Annotated in this window: 27 protein-coding genes; 6 read left to right on the top strand and 21 right to left on the bottom strand. The window is 39.4% G+C overall.

The features are described 5' to 3' along the window. Window positions 1–19 precede the first annotated feature (19 nt). Window positions 20–1237 (top strand): sporulation integral membrane protein YlbJ, encoded by a 1218-nt coding sequence (gene ylbJ / locus IRB79_RS10010; protein ID WP_279401055.1) that lies wholly within the window; start codon window positions 20–22, stop codon window positions 1235–1237. An 81-nt stretch (window positions 1238–1318) separates the two neighbouring features. On the opposite strand, the gene coaD is transcribed toward ylbJ, so the two are convergent. The 4 genes from coaD to IRB79_RS09990 form a co-directional block, all read right to left on the bottom strand. Beyond that, window positions 1319–1798, bottom strand: a complete 480-nt coding sequence (coaD, locus tag IRB79_RS10005; RefSeq protein WP_243508311.1) for a pantetheine-phosphate adenylyltransferase — start codon at window positions 1796–1798, stop codon at window positions 1319–1321. A 60-nt stretch (window positions 1799–1858) separates the two neighbouring features. After that, window positions 1859–2413, bottom strand: a complete 555-nt coding sequence (rsmD, locus tag IRB79_RS10000) for a 16S rRNA (guanine(966)-N(2))-methyltransferase RsmD (RefSeq protein WP_243508310.1) — start codon at window positions 2411–2413, stop codon at window positions 1859–1861. A 345-nt stretch (window positions 2414–2758) separates the two neighbouring features. Next, the gene (locus IRB79_RS09995) at window positions 2759–4171 is read right to left on the bottom strand and encodes a stalk domain-containing protein (protein WP_243508309.1); all 1413 of its coding nucleotides are present in this window, start codon (window positions 4169–4171) and stop codon (window positions 2759–2761) included. Between the two features lie 180 nt (window positions 4172–4351). After that, window positions 4352–4666, bottom strand: coding sequence for a hypothetical protein (locus IRB79_RS09990; protein WP_243508308.1), 315 nt, complete (start codon window positions 4664–4666; stop codon window positions 4352–4354). A gap of 129 nt (window positions 4667–4795) precedes the next feature. Between IRB79_RS09990 and IRB79_RS09985 the strand changes: the two genes are divergently transcribed. Continuing rightward, window positions 4796–5185, top strand: a complete 390-nt coding sequence (locus IRB79_RS09985; RefSeq protein WP_243508307.1) for a DUF7147 family protein — start codon at window positions 4796–4798, stop codon at window positions 5183–5185. A 40-nt stretch (window positions 5186–5225) separates the two neighbouring features. On the opposite strand, the gene IRB79_RS09980 is transcribed toward IRB79_RS09985, so the two are convergent. From IRB79_RS09980 to IRB79_RS09960, 5 genes are all read right to left on the bottom strand, one after another. Next, window positions 5226–5501: a YlbG family protein gene (locus IRB79_RS09980; RefSeq protein WP_009330926.1), complete on the bottom strand. Its 276-nt coding sequence runs from the start codon at window positions 5499–5501 to the stop codon at window positions 5226–5228. Window positions 5502–5623: 122 nt separating this feature from the next. Beyond that, window positions 5624–6064 carry a YlbF/YmcA family competence regulator gene (locus IRB79_RS09975; RefSeq protein WP_243508306.1) on the bottom strand — a complete coding sequence of 147 codons (441 nt, stop codon included), beginning with the start codon at window positions 6062–6064 and terminating at the stop codon, window positions 5624–5626. Between the two features lie 59 nt (window positions 6065–6123). Then, complete coding sequence (locus IRB79_RS09970) at window positions 6124–6552, bottom strand: hypothetical protein (RefSeq protein ID WP_243508305.1); 429 nt, start codon at window positions 6550–6552, stop codon at window positions 6124–6126. A gap of 184 nt (window positions 6553–6736) precedes the next feature. Beyond that, a complete protein-coding gene (locus IRB79_RS09965; protein WP_009330929.1) occupies window positions 6737–6979 on the bottom strand; it encodes a YlbE-like family protein in 243 nt (80 codons plus the stop codon). Between the two features lie 12 nt (window positions 6980–6991). Beyond that, window positions 6992–7399, bottom strand: coding sequence for a YlbD family protein (locus tag IRB79_RS09960; protein ID WP_243508304.1), 408 nt, complete (start codon window positions 7397–7399; stop codon window positions 6992–6994). 160 nt (window positions 7400–7559) lie between these two features. Between IRB79_RS09960 and IRB79_RS09955 the strand changes: the two genes are divergently transcribed. Together IRB79_RS09955 and IRB79_RS09950 are read left to right on the top strand one after the other, a co-directional pair. Further along, on the top strand, window positions 7560–8057 hold the full coding sequence (locus IRB79_RS09955) for a PaaI family thioesterase (RefSeq protein ID WP_243508303.1): 498 nt from the start codon (window positions 7560–7562) through the stop codon (window positions 8055–8057). A gap of 14 nt (window positions 8058–8071) precedes the next feature. Further along, on the top strand, window positions 8072–8452 hold the full coding sequence (locus IRB79_RS09950) for a hypothetical protein (RefSeq protein ID WP_243508302.1): 381 nt from the start codon (window positions 8072–8074) through the stop codon (window positions 8450–8452). Between the two features lie 14 nt (window positions 8453–8466). Here the strand turns inward: IRB79_RS09950 and IRB79_RS09945 are convergent, their stop codons facing one another. The 3 genes from IRB79_RS09945 to IRB79_RS09935 all read right to left on the bottom strand — a co-directional run bounded on the left by IRB79_RS09945 (window position 8467) and on the right by IRB79_RS09935 (window position 10821). Then, window positions 8467–9564: a CAP domain-containing protein gene (locus IRB79_RS09945; RefSeq protein WP_431833416.1), complete on the bottom strand. Its 1098-nt coding sequence runs from the start codon at window positions 9562–9564 to the stop codon at window positions 8467–8469. 180 nt (window positions 9565–9744) lie between these two features. Beyond that, window positions 9745–10176, bottom strand: coding sequence for a CBS domain-containing protein (locus IRB79_RS09940; RefSeq protein ID WP_243508300.1), 432 nt, complete (start codon window positions 10174–10176; stop codon window positions 9745–9747). 3 nt (window positions 10177–10179) lie between these two features. Next, window positions 10180–10821, bottom strand: coding sequence for a CAP domain-containing protein (locus IRB79_RS09935; protein WP_243508299.1), 642 nt, complete (start codon window positions 10819–10821; stop codon window positions 10180–10182). A gap of 235 nt (window positions 10822–11056) precedes the next feature. Between IRB79_RS09935 and IRB79_RS09930 the strand changes: the two genes are divergently transcribed. Next, window positions 11057–11416, top strand: coding sequence for a YugN family protein (locus IRB79_RS09930; protein ID WP_221877688.1), 360 nt, complete (start codon window positions 11057–11059; stop codon window positions 11414–11416). A gap of 106 nt (window positions 11417–11522) precedes the next feature. On the opposite strand, the gene IRB79_RS09925 is transcribed toward IRB79_RS09930, so the two are convergent. Further along, window positions 11523–11873 carry an Asp23/Gls24 family envelope stress response protein gene (locus IRB79_RS09925; RefSeq protein WP_243508298.1) on the bottom strand — a complete coding sequence of 117 codons (351 nt, stop codon included), beginning with the start codon at window positions 11871–11873 and terminating at the stop codon, window positions 11523–11525. 158 nt (window positions 11874–12031) lie between these two features. On the opposite strand from IRB79_RS09925, the gene ytvI reads away from it, so the two are divergent. Then, complete coding sequence (ytvI, locus tag IRB79_RS09920; protein WP_243508297.1) at window positions 12032–13090, top strand: sporulation integral membrane protein YtvI; 1059 nt, start codon at window positions 12032–12034, stop codon at window positions 13088–13090. A gap of 80 nt (window positions 13091–13170) precedes the next feature. On the opposite strand, the gene IRB79_RS09915 is transcribed toward ytvI, so the two are convergent. From IRB79_RS09915 to cyoE, 8 genes are all read right to left on the bottom strand, one after another. Beyond that, window positions 13171–14343 (bottom strand): GNAT family N-acetyltransferase, encoded by a 1173-nt coding sequence (locus IRB79_RS09915; protein WP_243508296.1) that lies wholly within the window; start codon window positions 14341–14343, stop codon window positions 13171–13173. A gap of 130 nt (window positions 14344–14473) precedes the next feature. Beyond that, complete coding sequence (locus tag IRB79_RS09910) at window positions 14474–14941, bottom strand: DUF420 domain-containing protein (RefSeq protein ID WP_206836040.1); 468 nt, start codon at window positions 14939–14941, stop codon at window positions 14474–14476. A gap of 239 nt (window positions 14942–15180) precedes the next feature. After that, window positions 15181–16083 carry a cytochrome c oxidase assembly factor CtaG gene (ctaG, locus tag IRB79_RS09905; protein ID WP_243508295.1) on the bottom strand — a complete coding sequence of 301 codons (903 nt, stop codon included), beginning with the start codon at window positions 16081–16083 and terminating at the stop codon, window positions 15181–15183. Between the two features lie 192 nt (window positions 16084–16275). Continuing rightward, entirely contained in the window at window positions 16276–16611 is a 336-nt protein-coding gene (ctaF, locus tag IRB79_RS09900; protein WP_159346059.1) for a cytochrome c oxidase subunit IVB, read from the bottom strand. 4 nt (window positions 16612–16615) lie between these two features. Beyond that, entirely contained in the window at window positions 16616–17245 is a 630-nt protein-coding gene (locus IRB79_RS09895; RefSeq protein WP_026581549.1) for a cytochrome (ubi)quinol oxidase subunit III, read from the bottom strand. Then, a complete protein-coding gene (gene ctaD, locus IRB79_RS09890; RefSeq protein ID WP_243508294.1) occupies window positions 17245–19113 on the bottom strand; it encodes a cytochrome c oxidase subunit I in 1869 nt (622 codons plus the stop codon). Before ctaD ends, IRB79_RS09895 begins: the two co-directional genes overlap by 1 nt. A gap of 27 nt (window positions 19114–19140) precedes the next feature. Further along, window positions 19141–20217, bottom strand: coding sequence for a cytochrome c oxidase subunit II (gene coxB / locus IRB79_RS09885; RefSeq protein WP_243508293.1), 1077 nt, complete (start codon window positions 20215–20217; stop codon window positions 19141–19143). A gap of 111 nt (window positions 20218–20328) precedes the next feature. Further along, a complete protein-coding gene (gene cyoE / locus IRB79_RS09880) occupies window positions 20329–21267 on the bottom strand; it encodes a heme o synthase (protein ID WP_243508292.1) in 939 nt (312 codons plus the stop codon). Window positions 21268–21697 lie beyond the last annotated feature (430 nt).

Below are 21697 nucleotides of genomic sequence, written 5' to 3'. Positions count from 1 at the left end.
ACTTGAGGGAGGCTTGTCCGTGTTTCGTTCCAAATTAAAAACGGTTACTCTTGCACTCTCTGTAACCTTAATGGCCATCTCATTAATTTCCTTTCCCCAGGAATCGGTTGATGCATCAATCAGGGGATTAAATATGTGGTGGGAAATTGTATTTCCCTCATTGCTGCCCTTCTTCATTGTATCAGAAATGCTGATCGGCTTCGGTGTAGTAAAATTTATAGGGGTACTCCTTGAACCTTTGATGAGGCCTTTATTCAGAGTACCTGGAGTTGGAGGGTTTGTTTGGGCAATGGGGATGGCTTCAGGCTATCCAGCCGGTGCCAAACTGACCGCAAGACTGCGGCAGGAAGGACAGCTCTCAAAAACAGAAGCAGAGCGCCTGGTTTCTTTTACAAATTGTTCAAACCCTTTGTTTATCTTCGGTGCTGTATCGGTTGGTTTTTTTAATAACGCCAAGCTTGGTGTGATATTGGCCCTGGCTCATTATCTCGGCAATATTACCGTCGGTTTATTAATGAGGTTCTACGGAAAAAAAACCAGGCAGCCTCCCCCTGGTGAAAAGAGGTCAAAACCATCTTTACGGGCAGCCTTATCAGCTCTTCATCGGACAAGAATAAAAGATAATCGCCCGATAGGCAAGCTTCTTGGAGATGCAGTCATGTCATCCATCCAAACACTTTTGATGATTGGCGGATTTATCATATTATTCTCTGTAATTAACAAACTTCTATTCCATCTTGGAATCACGGCATTCCTTGCTAAAGGCTTAGAAGCTGTATTGTCAATAGTTAGTCTGCCAGCAGAAATGAGCATCCCATTCATTTCAGGCTTATTTGAAATAACACTTGGCAGCCAGATGACAAGCCAGGTTCAGCAGGCAACATTAATGCAGCAGGTCATTATTGTCAGCTTCATACTCGCATTCAGCGGATTTAGCGTGCAGGCCCAGGTAGCAAGCATCCTGGCCCAAACTGATATTAATTTCAAGCCATTCTTTTTCGCAAGAATCGTTCATGGCTTTGCAGCTGCCTTTTATGCATTCATCCTTTGGCAGCCTATTTATGAACGTTTTTACAATACGGAGCAGCCATCCAATGCCATTCCGGTCGGATTTTTTGAGAAATATACATTTTTCGGCAAGTTATTAGATGGAATAGCCGCTTCAGGACCGCTAATAACCATACTAGCACTTTCTGTTTATACCTTTATGCTCGCCAGGCGCTTGGATAAGAGGTAACAAAAAACGGGTACCTATCAATCGGGCACCCGTTTTATATTTTTCCAGTGCAATCAGGGGGAAAGACACCCCGCTAATTGATTATCTAAACTTGTTCTTAAGAGCCTTTTCTACAGTGTCAGGAACGAGTTCTGATATGTCCCCGTTATATTTTGCCACTTCTTTCACAATGCTTGAACTTAAGAACGAATACTGATTATTAGTCATGATAAAAAAGGTTTCCACTTCATCATTCAAGACTCTGTTCATGGATGTTATCTGCATTTCATATTCAAAATCAGAAACAGCCCGCAAGCCCCGAATGACAGCATTCGCATTAACCGATTTTGCATAATCCATCAGAAGCCCCTGAAACGAATCTACTTTAACATTTTTAAGATCCTTTGTGACTTCTTCTATCAGCTGAATTCTTTCTTCAACAGTAAAAAGAGGTTTTTTTGAAGAGTTATTCAATACAACTACATAAACCTGTTCAAATACCTTTGCAGCCCTCTTAATAATATCCAGATGGCCATAAGTTATTGGATCGAAGCTGCCTGGACAAACCGCGATGCCTCCCATTGATATCCCCCTGTCATGTTCTTATTATGTATCGTTTTCCATTAGCATTCTAAGTATGTATTATTCAGCCCAGCTGTAGATTGAGATAGAAATTATACCGTAATTTTCATGTTTCCGCTGAACCAGTCTTCCGACTGTATCAGGGAGCTCCACATCAGAACCATGTTCGCATAGAATCGTTCCCTGACCCGAAAGCAAATCATTCTCATCAATTACCTTCAGAAGCTTAAGAAGCTGCTGCTTGCGGTAAGGCGGATCGAGAAATATATAATCGAAAACCAGATCTCTTTTTAATATTGCCTTAATGGCACGATCCGCATCATTTCGATATACCTCCACCTTTTCTTCAAAACCGCATGTCCGAATATTTTCATGGATGGTTTGGATGGCCTTTCCATCCCTATCCACAAAAATGACCTTGTCAGCTCCTCTGCTGAGGGCTTCAATGCCAAGACCGCCGCTGCCAGCAAATAGATCAAGCCCAAGGCCCCCGTCGAAATACGGCCCAATTATATTAAAAATAGCTTCTTTTACTTTATCAGTAGTCGGACGGGTTGAACTGCCCGGAACAGCTTTCAATATCTTCCCTTTTCTTGTTCCTGATACCACTCGCATACTATCACCGCTAACCTGCAAAATTTCAATTTTCCTGACTGCTGAGATGGGAAAACTGCTTTTTTCTATCCTATCCTACCATATCTTACAATTGGTAGCCACCCGGCAAATTGTAAGCGGAATCATCAGCTGAAAAAAAATATAGCATGAAGTGTATATCCGTGAGGATTGTGGAAATAATGTAATTAACAGCATCTATTCGAGGATGTTGTTGCCAACCGCGGAGAAGACTTACGTTTCCCCATAAGTTCTTCCTCCGGTTTCTCCTCTCCCTTTGCCTTCTATCCTGAAAAGGATATAGAAGGACCCTGCAGTTTTCTGCAGGGCTTTTTATTTTGGATTCATTTAGACTGGATCGGACGTCAGGTAAATCTCGCCTTCTCTTTCTTCAGCAGTAACTCCGAAGAGTGATTTAAACCATTGGATTTCCATAAATACGGTTCCGTTTTGATTGGTTAATGGATTTTCAAGCAGTCCATAGTCTTCTTCATTATAAATGAAAACATTTTTATTTAAGTAAAACCGATAACTGTTATTCCCTTTTGACAAAAGCATCGTTTCCTCACCGGATAGGATCTTAATTTCATATCCTAATGCCTTCATCGTCGCTGTAAATGGAAGAAGCCTCTTTCCATCCCTATAGATTAAATCAATGCTTGCTTTCTCAGCACCAGATACCAATAGCTTTTTTTCTTTCTGGAAATACAGAGGAACAAACGGAGCATCGCTTTTGGTATTCATCGTGAAAAAATGTGTGTTAAGGCCTTTCACATCACTTAAGAGCTTGTCTAGCTTTTCTGCATTCAGAGAATTCACGTTTATTACTTTCCTAAGAAAGGCTTTCAGCTCATCTTCGGTTAACTCGCCCTGCAGTTCCTGCAGGACTGCGCTTCCTTTCGATGAACTGGGTTTCATATCTAATAAGCCTGCTGTGAAAACATCAATTACCCAGGTTTGAGAGTCCTCTGAAAACTTTCTTTGAAACAGCATAGTAATAAGATTTTTTTCCACCTGTGCAACCTTAGTGCGAGGAGAGGTAATAAGGATATTTTCATCCTTATATTCAGGGTATTGATCAGTAAAGATAATCGTCAAGAATGGAAAATCTCCAATCTCATTTAGTTTCTTGAAATTGAAGCTGGCTGCCTGGATATCTTCTGAGTATACCTCTGCGTTGTTAATAGCTTTCTTCAACAGCGGTTTTTGCTGCCAGTAAAGTATTGGAACATTCCCTTTGCCCTCGAAATAATAATAATCGATATGATCTAATTTCTTTCGGGCTTTTAGCCGGATTCCCGCAGCCCACGAACCCTCTCTTTTGAAAGAATCCGAAATAGTTATGGACAAGCCTTCAGCCTTTTTGCCGGGAATTTTCACAAACCAATCAGTTAACAATAATGCTTTATTTCTTTCATTTATCGGTACAGCATACTCAAATGTCATCTGATCATCAGAAGAAAAAAAGGTAAAAGGATTTTCGTCTGCTGAATCACAGGCTTCTCCGGTTCCATTCTTGCATTTCCATTTAAATAGAGTGTCGGGGATAACAAGCCTATATTCTTCTTGTTCCATGAGTCCGTGTATCTTTTGGGTGATTTTAAGTTCTTTTAGACGTGTTTCAACTGTGATTTCCTGTGTAATAGCCCCGGAACTCTCCAAGGCAATCGCATGCTCAGAATAAGCCTGCCACTGCCAAAACAGCATGCCTGAAATGATTCCAGACAAAATTAAAAAAATAAATAAAGATGCCTTCCACATTGCTATGCCCTCTTAATCAATTTTCTTTTAACCTAACAATACCAAAGGGAAGGTCATCCGTCACATTTATTTTGTATAATTTGTATGAAATTTCATCTTATATGCCCCGAAAGAGTTTTTCAGGAAATACAGGTGATAGTAAGGATCATAAAATTTCTCCGCCACATTCCTCAGTTCATTTTATGCAATATCATAGTCCATACCATGATCTGAAATACCGTTCACATCCCCAATACTTACGCAGGTAAATGCCCAATCATTAAACGATATACCTTGTGACGATATAAATTCTTCAAGTTCGCCAAGGGTCAGGGAAAAGACATCCATATTATTAGCTGCTGCCAGCATCCCTTTTGCACTGAGTGCTGCGATGATGGAGACCACAACAAAACCATTCATATGATGAATATGCCTTTTTTCAATTGCAGAAATATCCGACTTTACTAAGTATGCTGCCCATAGAAGAAATGTCATCGAAAGAAAAAGGTAAAGCATTCATCCACTCTCCCCTCTGCTTTTTAGGTGCTACTTCTATTTTTATGCTGGAAATGATAAAGTATGGATGGACAAAAGGCATTTTATTTTTAAGAAGTGAATGCTAAGAGTTTTAAGGGGGTTCTAATTTTGATACAGCGTTTTATAGAAATTGGTGAAGGATACTCTGATATTTATGAATTAATTGAAATCGCCCGGGCAAATAAGCATCGTTTGTCCCACATGGCTGCTTTCCATACGAGCATTGATCATAAAGAAGTGACCTCCCTGGCAGTCATCCTGAAGCCAACAGACCCTGGCGGATTTCAGCCCTTATATATTTGCCGGGAAGGGATACCGAATCCAAAGGCAGCACCAAATAAACGATATGAATTATTCGCGAATGCTGCGGAAGACCTGAATAAGGAAATTATTCAGCTGACAGTAAAGCCTTCTGTTATTTTTAATGAAAAGGAATTATATTTTCAGTATTTGATTGGGATTTTAAGGCTTAATCACTATATTGCACCGCTGCAATAAAAAATTTCACAAAAAGGCATGAGCTTATGCTCACGCCTTTTTAGATTCCCATCTTATAATCATATTCTTTAGCCTTGTCCGGTTTGGAATTTTCAAATTCCGTTTTAAGGAACGGCTTATAGGATGGCTCCACTTTTTTAACAAAAGAATAGGAATTTATCTTCTCCATAATTGTTTCCGTATCGGCAAGATCACAATATAGCACTACATATTTCAGCCGTTTTGAAACATAATGCACATTCCCAAATCTTCTTAACATTTTCGCCTGTTTTAATGAATAAAGCCATACAATTATTCCTTGCCTTTGACCAAGCATATAGTTTTCCCCTTCAGCGATCGTTTGTTTTATTTAGTCTAGCATAGAAAAATGACAGTTTTCAATGGGAAGGTTCAAACTGTGTACTAATCCAAAACAAAAACCAGCATATGCTGGTTTTTTTAAGCAGAACACCCACAGCTGCCTCCAGAACCGCAGCCGCCTCCGCAGCTTGATTCAAAGAAGGGATTACCGGCAGGAACTTTAATATGTTCAGAAACAGAACGCCCTATCAGCATGCTTACCTCATCCAGCAGGTTTTGCAGGCCCGTTTCGGCTCTTCTGAATTCTGCCACATGGGCATCCATATCCATGTCGCGCTTTAGCTCCCTTATGGACATCATCACTCTTTTGTATTCGGGATGATATTTGCCAAATCGCTGAACTTCTTCATACAGTTCTTTCATTTTGACAAAGTCCTGTATCTTCCTTTGTGTTTCACGGCTGTTCTTTAATTTATATAAACTTTTGCGGTAATGTTCCGCTTCTTCAGATTCTGTAATCATCGCTGCAATTTCGTCAGCTTTGTCCAAAATAGCCATTCTTTCTAATGTAGCAAGCAAAACAGCTCACCTCCGTTTCTTATTTTATCATGAAACGGTTTAAAGCTAAAGCAAGTAAACTATGGGATCACCACAATAAACTCTCTTTTTGAAGATGCTTCAGCACTGTTGCCTTTTATGAGCTCCAGTCCAATTCGATGTTTGCCTGATGGAAGTCCTTTGACTATAAAAGCAGCTGAATGGATTTCATCCTTCTTCTTTCCGTTTACATACAGCAGAATTTTGCCCTTTTCTTTGCTGCTTTGTTTCCTAAAGGAAACGTCCTGAACAATGCATTCAACGAAAATGTCTCTTCCTTTCACCTGGTGCCTGACAAAAAAAGGATCTTTGGTTGTGCTTTTCACGCCTGAAAGAGGCATAATCGATGCTGCTTCAACTTCTTTTACGGGACTGGCTTCCATTTTTGTTTCTGGTTCTGGTATATCTTTCTGGCATGCTGCAAGTACAAAAATAACCAGCAATAAAAAGATGCATTTTTGCCTTTTCATTATTTTACACTCCTTAATGATGTCATACGTAACCATTTCATAAAGATAGTGTTTGCCCCGCAGCTTATTTTTACTCTTTATTATAAAAGGGAAAGCGCTTTGCCCACCGCTGACACCTCGAGAAGTCAGGGGCTTGGAGCTAGACAGAACAAATAAAAAGCTCTCTCGGGTACGAGAAAGCTTCCTAACTGGATTGAGAATTCATAGCCTGGAACATGCTCATCATCATGGAAGCCATTTGCACTCCATTAGTAAACTTTTCAACTTGGTGGGGAATCGTTTTTTTGTAATAATGCAGCGCGGCCACTTCAAGAGATTGAATTTCATTTGGATTTCTGCTCAGTGTTCTATACCAATGAGGCTGCTCACGGATAAATTGCTTTAGTTCCTTTTTTTGTTCAAGATACTCGACAATATCTTTTCTCATCTGTTTAACCCCTTAATCCTTTTTAAATGTAAAAGGGCTGCTTGGTTTAGACACACTTGGCTTTGAGCCTCCTGATGGTTTCTGGCCGCCGCCTTGGAATTGGGAAATAACCCCCTGCACTGCTGAAAGCGCCTGGCTGAGATTACTGATGTACCCCTGCATTTGATTCGCATCCATTTGCTTAAGAGTACCCATAATACTGCCCATCCAGTCACTTTTTTTCTCTTCTGGCTTTTGTGCTTCATCTTTGTTTTCTCTATAGGAATCCCACCTTGAATCTTCTTCCCCAAGCAAATACCAATCCTCATATAATTCCTGCCACGTTGTATTTCCAGCCCTGACTTCCTTGATGATTCGCGGATTCTGTTTAACAAACTCTTTAAACTTATCGACGGAGGGATGAAGTTTCGTTTTGGTCATGCCATATCACCTCGTTCTGATGCAAATGCCTATAATAACATATGAATAGGAATGGAAAAGGTGAATGAAATGCCTGCTCTATTCAGTCATTAATATAAATTCAAAAATTCTGCCATTAATGATAATATGAATGCAGAAAGTTATCGAAAGGTGAAGTATAATGAATAGAGATCTTATGGAATTATTTGAACAGTGCACCAAGAATGCCACTGAGGAAGAATTAAACGCTTTAGAGTCCCTGCTTTTAGGTTTTCATAAAAGACAGACCGGTCAAAACAGCTCCTATATCGGCGGACTTCTTCATATGGAACGGCAAATAACTGAGGATGAATGCATTCTGACTGTTCCTTTAAGTCAGATAGTCAATAATCCGCTCGGCATTCTCCATGGGGGTATAACCGCAACCATTATTGACTCTGCCATGGGAACACTTGCAGCTTCACTGCTTCCTGAAGGCTTTGGGGCTGTTACGACACAGTTAAACATTCATTATCTTGCAGTTGGTAAAGGGGAATACGTGACATGCAGAGCGACGATTGACCATAAGGGCACAAGAAGCATGGTATTATCTGCAGATGTACTCCGTTCGGATGGAAGAAAAATTGCACAGGCAACAGGCAGCTTTTTTATCATCGAAAAGAAAAACGTTAATAATTAAAAGCAGGTGGGAAGATGGTCACCGCTATCGTTATACCAATAATTTGCCTTTATTTTTTTTGGCTGACAAAAAAGGAAATGCGTGAGGGTTATGAGAAGTGGGCAAGCTTAAAAAATGTTCCTGAAGAGGCCATAATATCGGGCGAAGTCGTCCAGATCAGCGAGAACAGGCAGCGCTATAGTTACAGCCGCTATGTACATGTTCTTGAGCTGACCATCCAAACAAAGAGCAACAGGCATTCCAATATTAAAAAAATCACCCCTTTAATGAAAAATATCAGAATCCCTTCTGTAAAAATTGGCGATTCCGTTCACCTATATGGCAATTGGGAGGATGACTTCTTTCAGGTTGGCCGTATTCAAAATGCTAAAACTAAAAAAGAGCCTCATACTTAGGCTCTTTTTCAATTTTAGCTTTCTCCATCAGCTTTTTTTATGAAATTTTGCGTATAATGCTTTTTATAAACTCCAACTCCAAGATGTGTAAATTCTTCGTTCAGCAGACTATCCCGATGGCCTTTGCTGTTAAGCCATCCTTCAACGACAGCGGGGGCATCCGTATAATTTGCAGCTATGTTTTCCCCTGCAGCCTCAAATGAGACTCCTCCAGCTTCAAGCCGGTCCGCCAAATCGCCATAAGTTTTAGAAGTATGCGAAAAGTCATTGCTTTCATACATATCTTTACTATGGCCAAAAGCTGCAGCTGCAGTCATATCATCCCATATCAACGGCTGTAAATGATGTCTAACCCTTATAACATTTGTAAGGTCAAGAATTTGCTTTTCTTTCGCTCTCTCTACATCTTCCTCAAAGGCAGGAGAAGGCAAGGGGGGCTCCAACAATTCACCACGGTAAACCATTTCATACGGGCGAAGCTTAATTAAGGTGGCTGCATCCATTACCCTCACACTGGAGAGCGTCCCTGTAAATCTATCTATATTCAGCTGTGCGAAATACTCTCCAACCATAACCAACGGCCTTGTATTGAGGTCATCTTCAGACAATTCGAAACGGTATGAGCTATCTTTTACTTTAAGGTTGAAATCTGTTTCAAAAAAGACGGATGCATATAATTCACCAATGGGCTGACCTATTTTGAAAGGATAAATGTCTGCATCTTCACCTGTCGCAAACAAACTAACCACTTTATTTTTGCTTACCCCAGCCTGAATATACTCAGTGCTGCTTTTATTATAAATCCACCAATCGTAACCATAAAAAGAAGGATCTATTCTGGACGGTGCTCCTAAACTTTCTTTTAGCCCCGCGGCGGATTTTCCCATAAGCGATGCCAAGCCTTTTTCAGGGAACCCTGTATTGGAAGATAAACTATTGTCATTGTTATTTATATCCTTAACTGCACCAGGCTGTGTATTTTCCTGATTGACAAGTATTTCCCCTTTCTCATTACGGCCAATATCAATGTAAAAGCCAGCTGCCAGAAAAATGGAAATCAAAACTAATATTCGAAAAAGTGCCCGCAGAGAACCGTCCCTCCCTTCTCTCATTCATTGTATTTAATGTATTTAAAAGTATAACATGCATGGTGTACTGAGTAATGGAATCTGAATAAAATTCTGCAGTATATACTATTAATCATACCATTAGGTGTATTGTTTATCTATTCTTTTCACAACGTCTTGTATGTAATGTTTTACTAAAAAAAAGAACACCCTAATGGTGTCCTCTTAATGCTGTGCTTCACTTTCGTGTTTTGAAATATCAGTAAGCGCTTCTCCAGCCTGGTCATCTGTTAAATGACGGACGGCAAAGTCACCGAGTGATACTATTCCAACAAGCTTGTCACCTTCCACAACAGGAAGCCTGCGAATTTGATGTTCAGCCATCAAGCGTGCAGCTTCCCGAGCCTCTGTATCCGTGGTAACGGTTACTAAATGGCTGCTCATAATATCTTCTACTTTGGATGAAGCAGGGTGTTTTTCTGCCACACAGCGAAGAACGATATCCCGGTCAGTAATCATTCCTACTAGCTTTTCATTATCCACAATCGGGATAGCCCCTACGTTTAATTCTTTCATCTTAACTGCCACTTCATACACATTGTCCAATAGAGAACAGCTTTCAACATGGCTGGTCATAATATCACGAATCTTTTCCATTTTTTATCCTCCTTCATTTTTCTCAACAATGAATATGGTCCAATAGTGACCGTGCAAGCCTCCTTGAATATATCCAGCACCAATATGTGTTGCCTTTTTGCTTAGAATATTTTCCCGGTGGACTGAGGAGTTCATCCAGGCAGCAAACATTTCATCAGCTGTTTTATAGCCCGCCCCTATATTCTCCTTTACGGCCAGAAAAGAAATCTGCTGATTCCTTAACATTTCTGTAGGATTTCCATATGTAGGAGAATTATGTGAAACATATTCTAATTTCATCATGTCAAAAGACTTTTTCTTGGCTGCACCATTCAGATGCAAATCTACAGATAATGGTTTAAGCCTTAATTCTTTTCGTTTTTGGTTGGCAAGCTCCATAAGCTCATATTCATTCACATCCATTTTGGGAATGGCAATTTTCCTTCCATGGCCAGGAATGATAATAATTTCACCAGGAAAAATTAAATCAGGGTTTTCTATCTGGGGATTGCTATTAATAATATCTTGTAGATCCTGCTGGAATCTTAGCGCAATTTCCCAAAGAGTGTCCTTTTGCTCAACCCTGTAATCTGTTGCAGCGCCCGCAGGATCTGCTGTTAAAAATATAAGAAATAAGAAGATAATTATGGTTTTGAATTTCTGCAATTGACGCTTCCCCTTTCACAGTTTGGCAGCTCCAAGTTTCTATTTGCTTATGATAAGGCAGCCAGTCCTTAAATTATGCCATTTCAACTAACGTTCTTTGAGAGATGGATGTTTTCTTGCATGAATCCGTTGCAAGTTACGCTTTTTTCTACTATTATTAAATTTGAGATAAACTTGTTAAAATTATGCATGGATCGTTCATCTGAACCATGGATTGTTTTCAGGAGGGACAATTATGAAATTTGAAAACACAGGTCTGGAAAATAAAAAAGCAGACTTAACCCGCTTAGATGAAGTAATGCTTTCACACGGTCTGGTCCGTGAAGGGCAATGGGATTATGAAAGAGTTACATATGACCGTAAATTCGAATTAAAAGAGGGTGTTTTTTACCTTCGTGTGTTTGGATATGCTGCTGAAGGTGATGTAGGAGCACATAGAGCAACTATCCAGCTTATGACTCCCCTGCTTGGCAAGCATTATTATCCGCATGGGATAGAATACGGTGAAGGTGAAAGCTTCCCTAAATCATTAGTAAGTCAATGCGAGAAAATTCTAAGTGAGATCAAAGCAGAGATTGACCAATTCGCTGAGTAATTTTTGCTTTTTCATTATGATTAATGAATGTATTTTCTGCATGGAAAAGACGCATGAACATCATGCGTCTTTTTACATTAGCTGTATGACCTTCAAAATTCAGCAATCAGTGTTCCGGAAGACTGTTTCCGGCAGGTATAATTTTTTGAATTGAGAGATCAACTCTTTTAACTTCCAGTCCGGTTAAATGAACAATTTCATCTTTGATTTCTTTCTGAATCTGGAGAGTTTCCTCCAAAATATTTTTTCCCTTTATTAAGTTAAGCTTAATCTTCAAATATACTTCAGTATTCCTAAAAGATATGGAGATCGGGTCTTTTATTTTCTTAAAGAATGTGAATCTTTCATGATAAAGAGGAATGACGCTTTCTCTTTCCTGCAGGCTGGATTCTACGATTGCAGAGATTATATCACTGGCTGCCTGAATCGTCTCGAAGTCAAGATGATCATTATGCATCTTTATTTCACTTCTTTCTGTACGATTTATTATATACCGGGCAATAATCTCTCAGTTTTAAACCAATTATTTTTTAGTTTTTATAATATTTAATGCATACTATAATCAAAATGTTACGGTCTTTTGATGATTAACAAAATGGGGAAAGGGGACTTATTTTGTCTGCGATATTCACAAAACGTTTTTTATTAATATTAATTGCTGTAATTCTTATAACTGTCCTTTTTTATTTCATTTTGCCTGTTTCTGTTCCGCTGATTGTTGCATTTATTACAGCATTAATCCTGGAGCCAGTTGTGAAACTGCTGCAAAATAAAATAAAAATAAGCCGAAGAGTATCCGTGCTGATTACTTTTCTGGGATTTGTCCTCTTCATTGGCTTATCAGGCTACTTTATTACGACAAAAGTGATTACTGAAGCCATTAAACTTGTTGAAAATGCTCCTATGTACATTAATGAAATTACAAAAGCATGGCTCAGGGCAGAAGCGGACTTTTCCAATGCCGCCAAAGACCTTCCTAAAGACCTTGTTGATGAAATAAGCAACCAGATTCAATCCTTCTTGAATAAAACGAAGAATGACCTTGTCGCTTACGTAAATATTGATAGCTTAAAAGCACTTCTGACAAACATCCCGAATTATCTTGTCAGTTTCATCGTATACTTGATTGCCTTATTTTTGTTTTTAATAGATCTTCCGCGATTAAGGAAAGGCTTGTATAATCACCTTACAGAAAAAACAGCAGATAAAGTCAAGTTTATGACTTCACGGCTCTCTTATGTCGGATTTGGCTTTTTCAAGGCTCAATTCCTTGTAAGTGTGATTATCTTTATCGTTTCCCTGATTGGATTATTATTCATCAATCCAGAAATGGCATTGATCATGTCTATAATCATTTGGATTATTGACTTTATCCCTATTATTGGCTCCATTGTCATTCTTGGCCCATGGGCATTGTTTCATCTGCTGACAGGAGATTTAGCTATGGGGACACAATTGGCAATTCTTGCAGCCATCCTCTTAATTATCCGCAGGACAGTTGAGCCAAAGGTAATGGGCACCCATATAGGGCTATCTCCGCTTGCTACGCTAATAGCCATGTATCTGGGCCTGAAACTCATTGGAATACTGGGCTTCATCATTGGCCCATTACTGGTCATTGCCTTTAATTCCGCAAAAGAAGCAGGACTTATTAAAATGAATTTCAAAATATAAACTTTATAAATAAGTAAAAAAGCGTCCGCTAGGACGCTTTTTCTTTCCTATATACATCTATACATCTCAACTGAGTTTTCTTAAAAAAAGTCATAGAAAAAGGATTTTTGCACAGGAATTTTTCTTTCAAGTATTTCTGCATCATTTCTTGGACCTTTAATTTCACCTAGATCATATAACTCCATTGGCCTCTTATAGCCAATTATAATCGCTGAAAGGGCATTGATAGACATATGCAGACCTCGTGCTGGAGGGTTTGTGCATTGGCTTCCTTCTTTCTCTTTAAACACCCTGACACCTTCGTCAGCAATTAAGTAGCTTCCATTATTCCATGGTGCATGGTGATCCTCAATATGCAGAAAGACATTTTCACTATTTTCATTGAATGAATATTGGCCGAGACACTTTTCAGCATTGACGATTCTCCCCATAAAGTACGGGAAAACCTCCATTTTTAAATTAGGCTGATTCAGGTAATAAGGAAATGGATCGTGTACTGATGTAATGATCTTTACTTCCTCAACCATCGAATCATGCTGACAGATAAAATTCCATAAATTCACTCTGGCTTCCTGATTTAAAGCCGCAAATTCTTCGACATCCATTTTATTGTCTTTTACTTTGAATAAAATATAGCCCTGTCCTTCACCTGCTTCGTCAAAGTACACCGCAATCTGGTAGTCAGAATAAACAAAGTTCTCCCACCAATATGTGTCTCTCACAAGCCCGCCTGAATACCGCAGCATATATTCTTTATAAATCTTTTCGATGGTTTTTATGTGCTGGTTCTTGATATATCGTTTAATGGTCCCTGAAGATTTTCCGGCCATTTCTAAATCTATTTTGTTAATAAGTGTTTTCTTATATTCAGTGAATATCTCCCATCCGTATTTCCGATAGAAAGAAATATTAAAAGGATGTAAAAACGAAAATAGCTGACCCTTTTTGTCCATCTCGGCCAAAGCGTGCTTTATCAGGCTGCTTACATACCCTTTTCTCCTGAATTCAGGATATGTTGCCACACCTGCAACACCTCCCATGTCCCATTCAAATCCATTAATATGAACTTTAAGGGGGATAATGTGTAGCTTGGCAGCCAGACTTTCCTCTTCCCAGATACCAAAAATGGAATGATTTTTTAATCGTTCCTTCCCGGCTGGGATGTCAGCTTCAGGCACATTGTACTGAAAGGCATACATGGAAAGCTTCATGGCATCTATATATTCATTCTCTGATAATTTTCTCACCGACACAAAATTCACTCCCAATTAAATATCATTATAAATATTCGCCATAAACTTAATAAGTCCTTTTTAAATAGGAATGGACATTATTATGAGCATAAAAAATACCGCTAAATAGATAGCGGCATTTTTTAACCTGTTACGTACCCAAAATCGCTTTAATGACAGAGGTTGTTTCTCCCCCATGATAGAAAACATACAGCAGCAAATAGACTGCAACACCTGTTATGCCAGTAAAAAACCAGACCACACTAGTAACCGGGCCTAATTTTCTATGTGCTGCCAATTTATTTTTATAGCCTGTATATAATGAGATAATTCCTAATACTGCTCCTACAGTTGCAAGCGTAATATGGAAAATTAAGAAAATTGTATAATAAATTTTTATATCATCAGGGCCCCCAAAAGCAGTATTTCCTATAAAGACTGTTCTGCTGGCATATATGATAAAGAAAATAACAGCAAACACAGCAGCCAAAGTCATTGTTTTTTTATGAGCTTCAAGCTTCTTTTTGCTAATTTGGACCCACCCAATCGCAACAGTGATTGCACTGAGTACAATAAAAGTCGTGCTGATGGTAGGCAGTATAGGCAATGAGTATTCCATAAATTCTTCCTCTCTCCAATATCGGTTTGAAATTCAGTAGTATGCTGTTGATTATTACAAAGTTAATTTTAGTAGAGTGCACTGTTTTTTTCAACAAACTGTAAGGGCTTTTAATAAAAGTTCCTTAAATGTTCAATATTTATCAATTAGTAAGTGATAGATTTCATTGCATAGTTAAGAAAAAGGCAAAATCAGTAATTTTTATAAAAAAAACTCCAGCCTTTGACTGGAGCTTCCATTTATTTTACTAAATGCGGATTTAGCATTGTTTCTTCCTCTGAAGGCGTAATTTCCTGTTCTTTTTTGTACCATGCATAGAAGATTTGTGCAAGGATGATGCCATAGACAATTTCCTGGATGATCTTCATAATTACCCCGCCAAGCTGCTGGTCGTGTATAAGTGACATTGAATTAAACATTTCCGGTCCGCTGAGGTTCAGGCTTGCCAGTGTCGCAGAAGGAACACACAACTGAAGGGCCTGCGCCCAGGCATTCGGATCAGAATATGTGTTGTACATTGGAGTATCTGCAAATATGATCAGTGCACACGCAGGTGTCAATAAAACACCATTGGCAAAAACATATCCCACCTTTTTCAGGCCATCAAGGGACTCCATTTCAGGAAGCTCGTTAATCGTTGGCCACCACATAAAGATTGCAAGCAGGAACAGAGCAGATGTATACACAGTATGCAGCATCATATCCGTTTTTACCACATCAAAAACATCTGGTATGTGGTACAGGGAAAATACTCCATTAAACAGGATTATTGCTACTAATGGCTTTGTAAAAAGACGGAATACCGGTTTAATAGCTTTGTGATTAATCACTGCTCTCCACACCCACTGAGGGATTCCCATAACTACAAGGGGAGGAACAACTAGATACAGTATTGCCATCTGAATCATATGAGCATAAAACATTAAATGTCCCATCAGATCAACCGGGGAGCCCTTAATGGCATATAACACGATCATCGCGACTGTAAAATACACTCCCTGCCTTCTAGTTAACGGCTCGCTATTTTTGAACTTTCCGCGGTACTTTATTGTTAGCATATAGTAACCAGCAAGTATCAATAGTACAAATAAAAAGAAATATGGACTCCAAAGTGCACGAAAACCGAATATTTCTAAAGACATGCTTTCACCTCATTCAATATTGCTCAAACTGCCATAAACGCATCCTGCCATGCTTAATCTGCCTTCGATATTGACAAGTATTATTATACTCTTTTCTGCCTGCATTCTCAATAATCGGGGAACTGCTCAGCTAATGCTATAGCTGGCGTTACATAAAAAGAAAATCGGCCTTCAGCCGATTTTCTCTTATAATTACCACCAAATAACTGTCAAGAAAGCAATAATTGTAATAAACCCGACAAACGCTCCGGAATATAAAAACAAAGATGGTGCTTCATGACCTTTATGGCTCATATGCATGAAATAATATAATTGGAAAACTACTTGCACGAGCGCAAGAATCAGGATGAAAGGTACAATAAACCATCCAGAGAATCCTTCATAGCCTGCCGCTACGAAAGCAACAATTGTCAGGAAGATCATAAGCGCAAACGTGATAACTTGATGTTTCATCTCTTCTGCACTTTTTTTGCGTCTATATTCAATGTCTACTCTTGGGTTACCTGAGTTTGGTTGTTGATTTGCCATCAGTTTATCCCACCATTCCCATTAAATATACTACTGTGAAGATGAATACCCAAACAACGTCAATGAAGTGCCAGTATAGGCTGGCAACATAGAACTTAGGAGCATTGTAAAGGCTCAATCCTCTTTTGCTGTTTCGGATCATTAAAGTAGTGATCCATAATAAACCGAAAGCCACGTGAGCACCATGGAAGCCGACTAAAGTGTAAAAGGCTGAACCAAAAGCACTGCTAGTGAAGCTATGATGGAATTCATGTACATAGTGATTGAACTCGTAAATTTCCAAACCAAGGAATCCAAGCCCAAGCAAAACAGTAATTCCGAGCCATAGCTGCATCTTTTTGAAGTTAAAATTCTTCATATGGTACATTGCGTAAACACTTGTTAAAGAGCTTGTTAATAATAGCATTGTCATAATGAATGCCAATGGAATTTCAAACAAATCTTTTGCAAGAGCCATATCACTGCTAGGCACTTTGTCTTTTAAAGCAAGATATGTTGCGAAGAGGGATGCGAATAGAACCGTCTCTCCCCCAAGGAAAAACCAGAAACCTAAGAATTTGTTCTTGGCTTCGAGGGTTTGTTTTTCAGGCGAAGCCGGCCATGTTTCGTAAGTCATTTTTTGTTCAGCAGCCATTATGCCTTAACCCCCTTATCATTATTATCTTCCAAATCTTCTTTATGAATGTGGTATCCATGGTCATCCTTAACAGAACGAACAAACATTGAACCTAAAGTAATAAGCATACCAACGATCAATACTGGAATACCCCAGCTATGCTCCGCACGGTACATTGCACCAAATGCAGCAACAAATAGTCCTAAAGAAATTACAAATGGAATGAAAGAGTTGTTTGGCATATGGATATCACCCAGCGGCTCAGCAGGTGACATGCCTTGTTTGCCTTCCATTTTTTCAAGCCAATATGCATCAAGACCGCGAACCAGCGGAAGCTGCTTGAAGTTGTAGAATGGAGGCGGTGATGGAATGGCCCATTCTAAAGTACGGCCATCTCCCCAAGGGTCATTGCCAACTTTTTCATTTTTAACACTTGTAATGACAATATTAATTAACATTATGATTACTGCAGCTGCCATGAAGAAGGCACCGACAGTACTAACCATATTTGCCGTTTCAAGTCCCTGTCCAGGAAGGAAAGTGAAGATACGGCGAGGCATTCCCCAAAGGCCGAGGAAATGCTGGATAAAGAATGTTAAATGGAAGCCAATAAAGAATAATACGAATGTAATTTTCCCAAGGAACTCGTTTAGCATTGTTCCGAACATCTTTGGCCAGTATAGATGTGCACCTGCAAATAGTGCAAACACAACACCGCCGACAATAACATAATGGAAGTGAGCAACTACAAAGTAGCTGTCATGGTATTGATAATCCTGTGCAGCAGATGCAAGCATTACACCAGTTACACCGCCGGCTACGAATGAAGGAATAAAGGCAACAGCCCAAAGCATCGGAGTTGTGAACGTTATGCTTCCGCCCCACATTGTAAATAGCCAGTTAAAGATCTTAATACCAGTCGGTACTGCAATCGCCATAGTGGCAACGGCAAAAATTGCGTTAGCAATCGGCCCCATACCAGTTGTAAACATATGGTGAGCCCATACCATGAATCCTAAGAATCCAATAAGAACCGTTGCGAATACCATGGAAGAGTATCCGAAAAGGCGCTTTCTTGAGAAAATTGCAAATATCTCAGAGAAAATACCGAAAGCCGGCAATACCAAGATGTAAACTTCAGGGTGACCAAAAATCCAAAAGAAGTGCTCCCAGATAATTGTATTACCCCCCATTGCCGGATCAAAGAAATTAGATCCAAACATACGGTCGAAAATTAACAGGAATAATCCTACTGTTAAAGCAGGGAATGCAAACAAAATCAATGCAGATGTAACAAAAGTTGCCCAAGTGAACATTGGCATACGCATGTATGTCATACCAGGAGCACGCATATTAATGATGGTAACAAGGAAGTTGATACCCCCGATTAACGTACCAGCACCTGATATCTGCAGCCCAAGTGCATAGAAGTCGATCCCATGCCCTTCAGAAGCAATTGATAAAGAAGCATAAGAAGTCCATCCGGCATCTGGAGCTCCGCCTAAGAACCATGATAGGTTCAAGAAAACTCCGCCAAAGAAAAACAGCCAGAATCCTAAAGAATTCAAGAATGGAAACGCAACGTCACGCGCACCGATCTGAAGTGGCATAACTGCATTCATAAAAGCAAAAATTAGTGGCATAGCCGCCAAGAAGATCATCGTTGTACCGTGCATTGTTAATATCTCATTATACAATCCGGCACTTACAAAGTCATTATTTGGTACTGCAAGCTGGATACGGATGAACATGGCTTCCAATCCGCCAAGCAAGAAGAAAAATCCGCCAGCTATAAGATAAAGGATTGCGATTTTTTTATGGTCAACTGTTGTTAAGTAATCCCATAAAACCGCTCCGAAACCTTTTTTTTGTGCTAAGGTACTCACAATTTTACCTCCCTTTTCAAAAATCCCCTATTGTTCGGTAACTTTCAAGCCCATTAAGTATTCTGTAAGGGCATCAAGCTGTTCTTCAGTCAATTCGCCATACGTACCTGTCATTTTATTTCCAGGCTTGAATGTCTCTGGATCTCTTAACCAATCCTTAAGATCTTCCTCAGTATGGTCCAGGATACCAGCAATACGGTCACGATCACCGAAGTTCGTTAAGTTAGGAGCTAGACGAGCTGCTTCAGGAGCAGTGTTAGCCGGTGTTACAGCATGACAGCCGATACAGCTGTTGTTGAAGACTTCCTGACCAGCTTGAGCAAGATCTGTCTCTGCCTTTTTAGGTTCTTTAACGTCCTGCATGGCTGTTACCCATTGATCGAATTGATCACGTGGAACCGCTTTAACTTTGAAATCCATTAGAGCGTGGGAAGGACCACAAAGCTCAGCACATTTTCCATAGAAGAAATTATCAGCCTCAGCAGCCTTTTCACCATCAAATTTCAGCCAGAATTTGTTCACATTGTCAGTGTTCGTATCCAGCTTACCGCCTACAGCAGGGATCCAGAAGGAGTGCTTTACATCTGAAGCAATCAGATTGAAATAAACTTTTTCATCCGTTGGCACAACTAATTCCTGGCCAGTGATAATTTCCTGGTTTGGATATTCGAATTCCCACCAGTATAAGTTTGCACGCACATTAACAACAAGTGCATCTGTTTTACCTTCTTCATTCTTCTTTTCCATTGGGCTTACATCTGCAAGCTTAAAGGTAGCAGAAACTGTCGGTACAGCAAGAATTAGAAGCAAAAGAATAGGAATAACAGTCCAAATGATTTCCAGTTTGTGGCTTCCTTCAACTTGTTTTGGAATTCTGTCGTCCTTGCGGCGGAATTTAAAAACAACAATAAAGAAGATTACTGTTACGACCACAATTACTCCTACCATTATTGCAGTACTTAACACCATCAAATCAAATTGTGTTTGCGCCACTTCGCCGGCAGGATTCAGCGTAGATAAATACGGTTTGCCGGAGCAAGCGGAAAGAATGAGCGCCATCATTGCAAACAGAGAAAAAAGACGCCACTTTGCAAGCCTTTTCATAGCTTAATCAAACCCCTCTTTCGTAAAAATTTCATTTTTTGAATTGTTTGATCAAAAAATATGGATAAATCCTCTCTCGTTACTAGCGAAAGAAAGAATTTCCTAACTAAGTTAGATAAGTGTGATGATCACCATAGCTACAAACATGATGGTCAGATATTGCAGGGAGTATACAAACATTAATGTAGCCCATTTTATATCATTGTTAAATTTCCTAGCATATAATCCCGTCAATAACCATCCAATGTTCAAAACTGTGGCAAGGATTAAAAAAGGCAATCCAAGTGATGGCATAAGAAATGGCAGCGGCAATAATGCTGCAACCCATATGTAAATATGCCTTTTGGTAGTTTTAAACCCTTTTACAACTGGAAGCATGGGAATTCCCGCAGCCCGGTATTCCTCCACCCTTCTCATTGCTAAAGCATAAAAATGAGGAGGCTGCCAGATAAAAACGATAGCGAACAGCACCCAAGCCATGGGGTCGAGATTGCCATCGGCAGCTGCCCACCCGATCAGCGGGGGTACTGCTCCTGAAATGCTGCCTACAATCGTATTGGATACAAATCTGCGTTTCGTCCACATTGTATATAAAACAACATAGCTGATAACGCCAATTAATCCAATTACAACTGCCGCTGCTGTTGTAAACATTAAAAAGGCCGTACCAAGGCCAATAAGCAGAAAGCTCAAAAGTGCAACCTTGCCCGGGTTTACTTTCCCAGTAACAGTTGGCCTCCCTTTTGTTCTTTCCATTAATGGATCAATGTCGCGGTCAATATAATTATTTAAGCTGCAGGAGCCTGCAATAATCAATGAAGAGCCAATGACTGTATAAAGAACCAGATCAAGATTATTGAAAAATCCCTTTCCGGAAAAATGCAGTGCAAGCCAAAGACCGGTGAAGGTTGTAATCAGATTGGAATTTACAATCCCTATTTTGATGAGGGCAAGGAAATCCTTCCAAACTGTGGTCTCAGGTATATCTTTTTGAAGGCTTCGCTCACTGTCCTCAATAGCAGCATCACTCAAAGCCCGTGAGTTAGACATATCTTTTCCTCCTTTATCTCTTATCGCAGATAAAAGCTTTCTTTGCACTACACCTACTATAAAGCATAAATGCCTGCAAAGCTATGTTCGCGATAAAAAACGAGGGGTAAACCCTGGATGAATAATAATCCTAATAGTTTTCTACCATTAATAATGTATTCAAACTGTTTATTATCTAAATGAAACTAAACCATTTCTCTGTATATTAAATCACACTTTAAAACTCTTTGTGAATTTTTTAGAATAATTTATGACTAATTTGTGTCAAAAATTAAATTCACTTAAAGAATGGTTGTTTTTTGAGATAATAAAACTGCTTCAGAAAACTACAGAAGAAAAAATATACTCACTTTTATGTATTTTGTGATACTTTCCGCGACAGGGGTTATCCATTTTATACCCCTTTATATTTCTAGCAAACTCCATTACA

It is taken from the genome of Cytobacillus oceanisediminis (assembly GCF_022811925.1).
GTDB lineage: Bacteria > Bacillota > Bacilli > Bacillales > Cytobacillaceae > Cytobacillus > Cytobacillus oceanisediminis_D.
The sequence above is the reverse complement of the archived record's forward strand: the minus strand, read 5'-3'. Positions and strand labels throughout refer to the sequence as shown.

Coding starts and splice junctions, on each gene's coding strand:
- coaD (WP_243508311.1), bottom strand. CDS start 1,798: ATGGGAGGCATCGCGGTTTGTCCAGGCAGCTTCGATCCAATAACTTAT.
- rsmD (WP_243508310.1), bottom strand. CDS start 2,413: ATGCGAGTGGTATCAGGAACAAGAAAAGGGAAGATATTGAAAGCTGTT.
- IRB79_RS09995 (WP_243508309.1), bottom strand. CDS start 4,171: ATGTGGAAGGCATCTTTATTTATTTTTTTAATTTTGTCTGGAATCATT.
- IRB79_RS09990 (WP_243508308.1), bottom strand. CDS start 4,666: ATGCTTTACCTTTTTCTTTCGATGACATTTCTTCTATGGGCAGCATAC.
- IRB79_RS09980 (WP_009330926.1), bottom strand. CDS start 5,501: ATGCTTGGTCAAAGGCAAGGAATAATTGTATGGCTTTATTCATTAAAA.
- IRB79_RS09970 (WP_243508305.1), bottom strand. CDS start 6,552: ATGAAAAGGCAAAAATGCATCTTTTTATTGCTGGTTATTTTTGTACTT.
- IRB79_RS09965 (WP_009330929.1), bottom strand. CDS start 6,979: ATGAGAAAAGATATTGTCGAGTATCTTGAACAAAAAAAGGAACTAAAG.
- IRB79_RS09960 (WP_243508304.1), bottom strand. CDS start 7,399: ATGACCAAAACGAAACTTCATCCCTCCGTCGATAAGTTTAAAGAGTTT.
- IRB79_RS09955 (WP_243508303.1), top strand. CDS start 7,560: ATGAATAGAGATCTTATGGAATTATTTGAACAGTGCACCAAGAATGCC.
- IRB79_RS09950 (WP_243508302.1), top strand. CDS start 8,072: ATGGTCACCGCTATCGTTATACCAATAATTTGCCTTTATTTTTTTTGG.
- IRB79_RS09945 (WP_431833416.1), bottom strand. CDS start 9,564: ATGAGAGAAGGGAGGGACGGTTCTCTGCGGGCACTTTTTCGAATATTA.
- IRB79_RS09940 (WP_243508300.1), bottom strand. CDS start 10,176: ATGGAAAAGATTCGTGATATTATGACCAGCCATGTTGAAAGCTGTTCT.
- IRB79_RS09930 (WP_221877688.1), top strand. CDS start 11,057: ATGAAATTTGAAAACACAGGTCTGGAAAATAAAAAAGCAGACTTAACC.
- IRB79_RS09925 (WP_243508298.1), bottom strand. CDS start 11,873: ATGCATAATGATCATCTTGACTTCGAGACGATTCAGGCAGCCAGTGAT.
- IRB79_RS09910 (WP_206836040.1), bottom strand. CDS start 14,941: ATGGAATACTCATTGCCTATACTGCCTACCATCAGCACGACTTTTATT.
- ctaG (WP_243508295.1), bottom strand. CDS start 16,083: ATGTCTTTAGAAATATTCGGTTTTCGTGCACTTTGGAGTCCATATTTC.
- ctaF (WP_159346059.1), bottom strand. CDS start 16,611: ATGGCAAATCAACAACCAAACTCAGGTAACCCAAGAGTAGACATTGAA.
- IRB79_RS09895 (WP_026581549.1), bottom strand. CDS start 17,245: ATGGCTGCTGAACAAAAAATGACTTACGAAACATGGCCGGCTTCGCCT.
- coxB (WP_243508293.1), bottom strand. CDS start 20,217: ATGAAAAGGCTTGCAAAGTGGCGTCTTTTTTCTCTGTTTGCAATGATG.
- cyoE (WP_243508292.1), bottom strand. CDS start 21,267: ATGTCTAACTCACGGGCTTTGAGTGATGCTGCTATTGAGGACAGTGAG.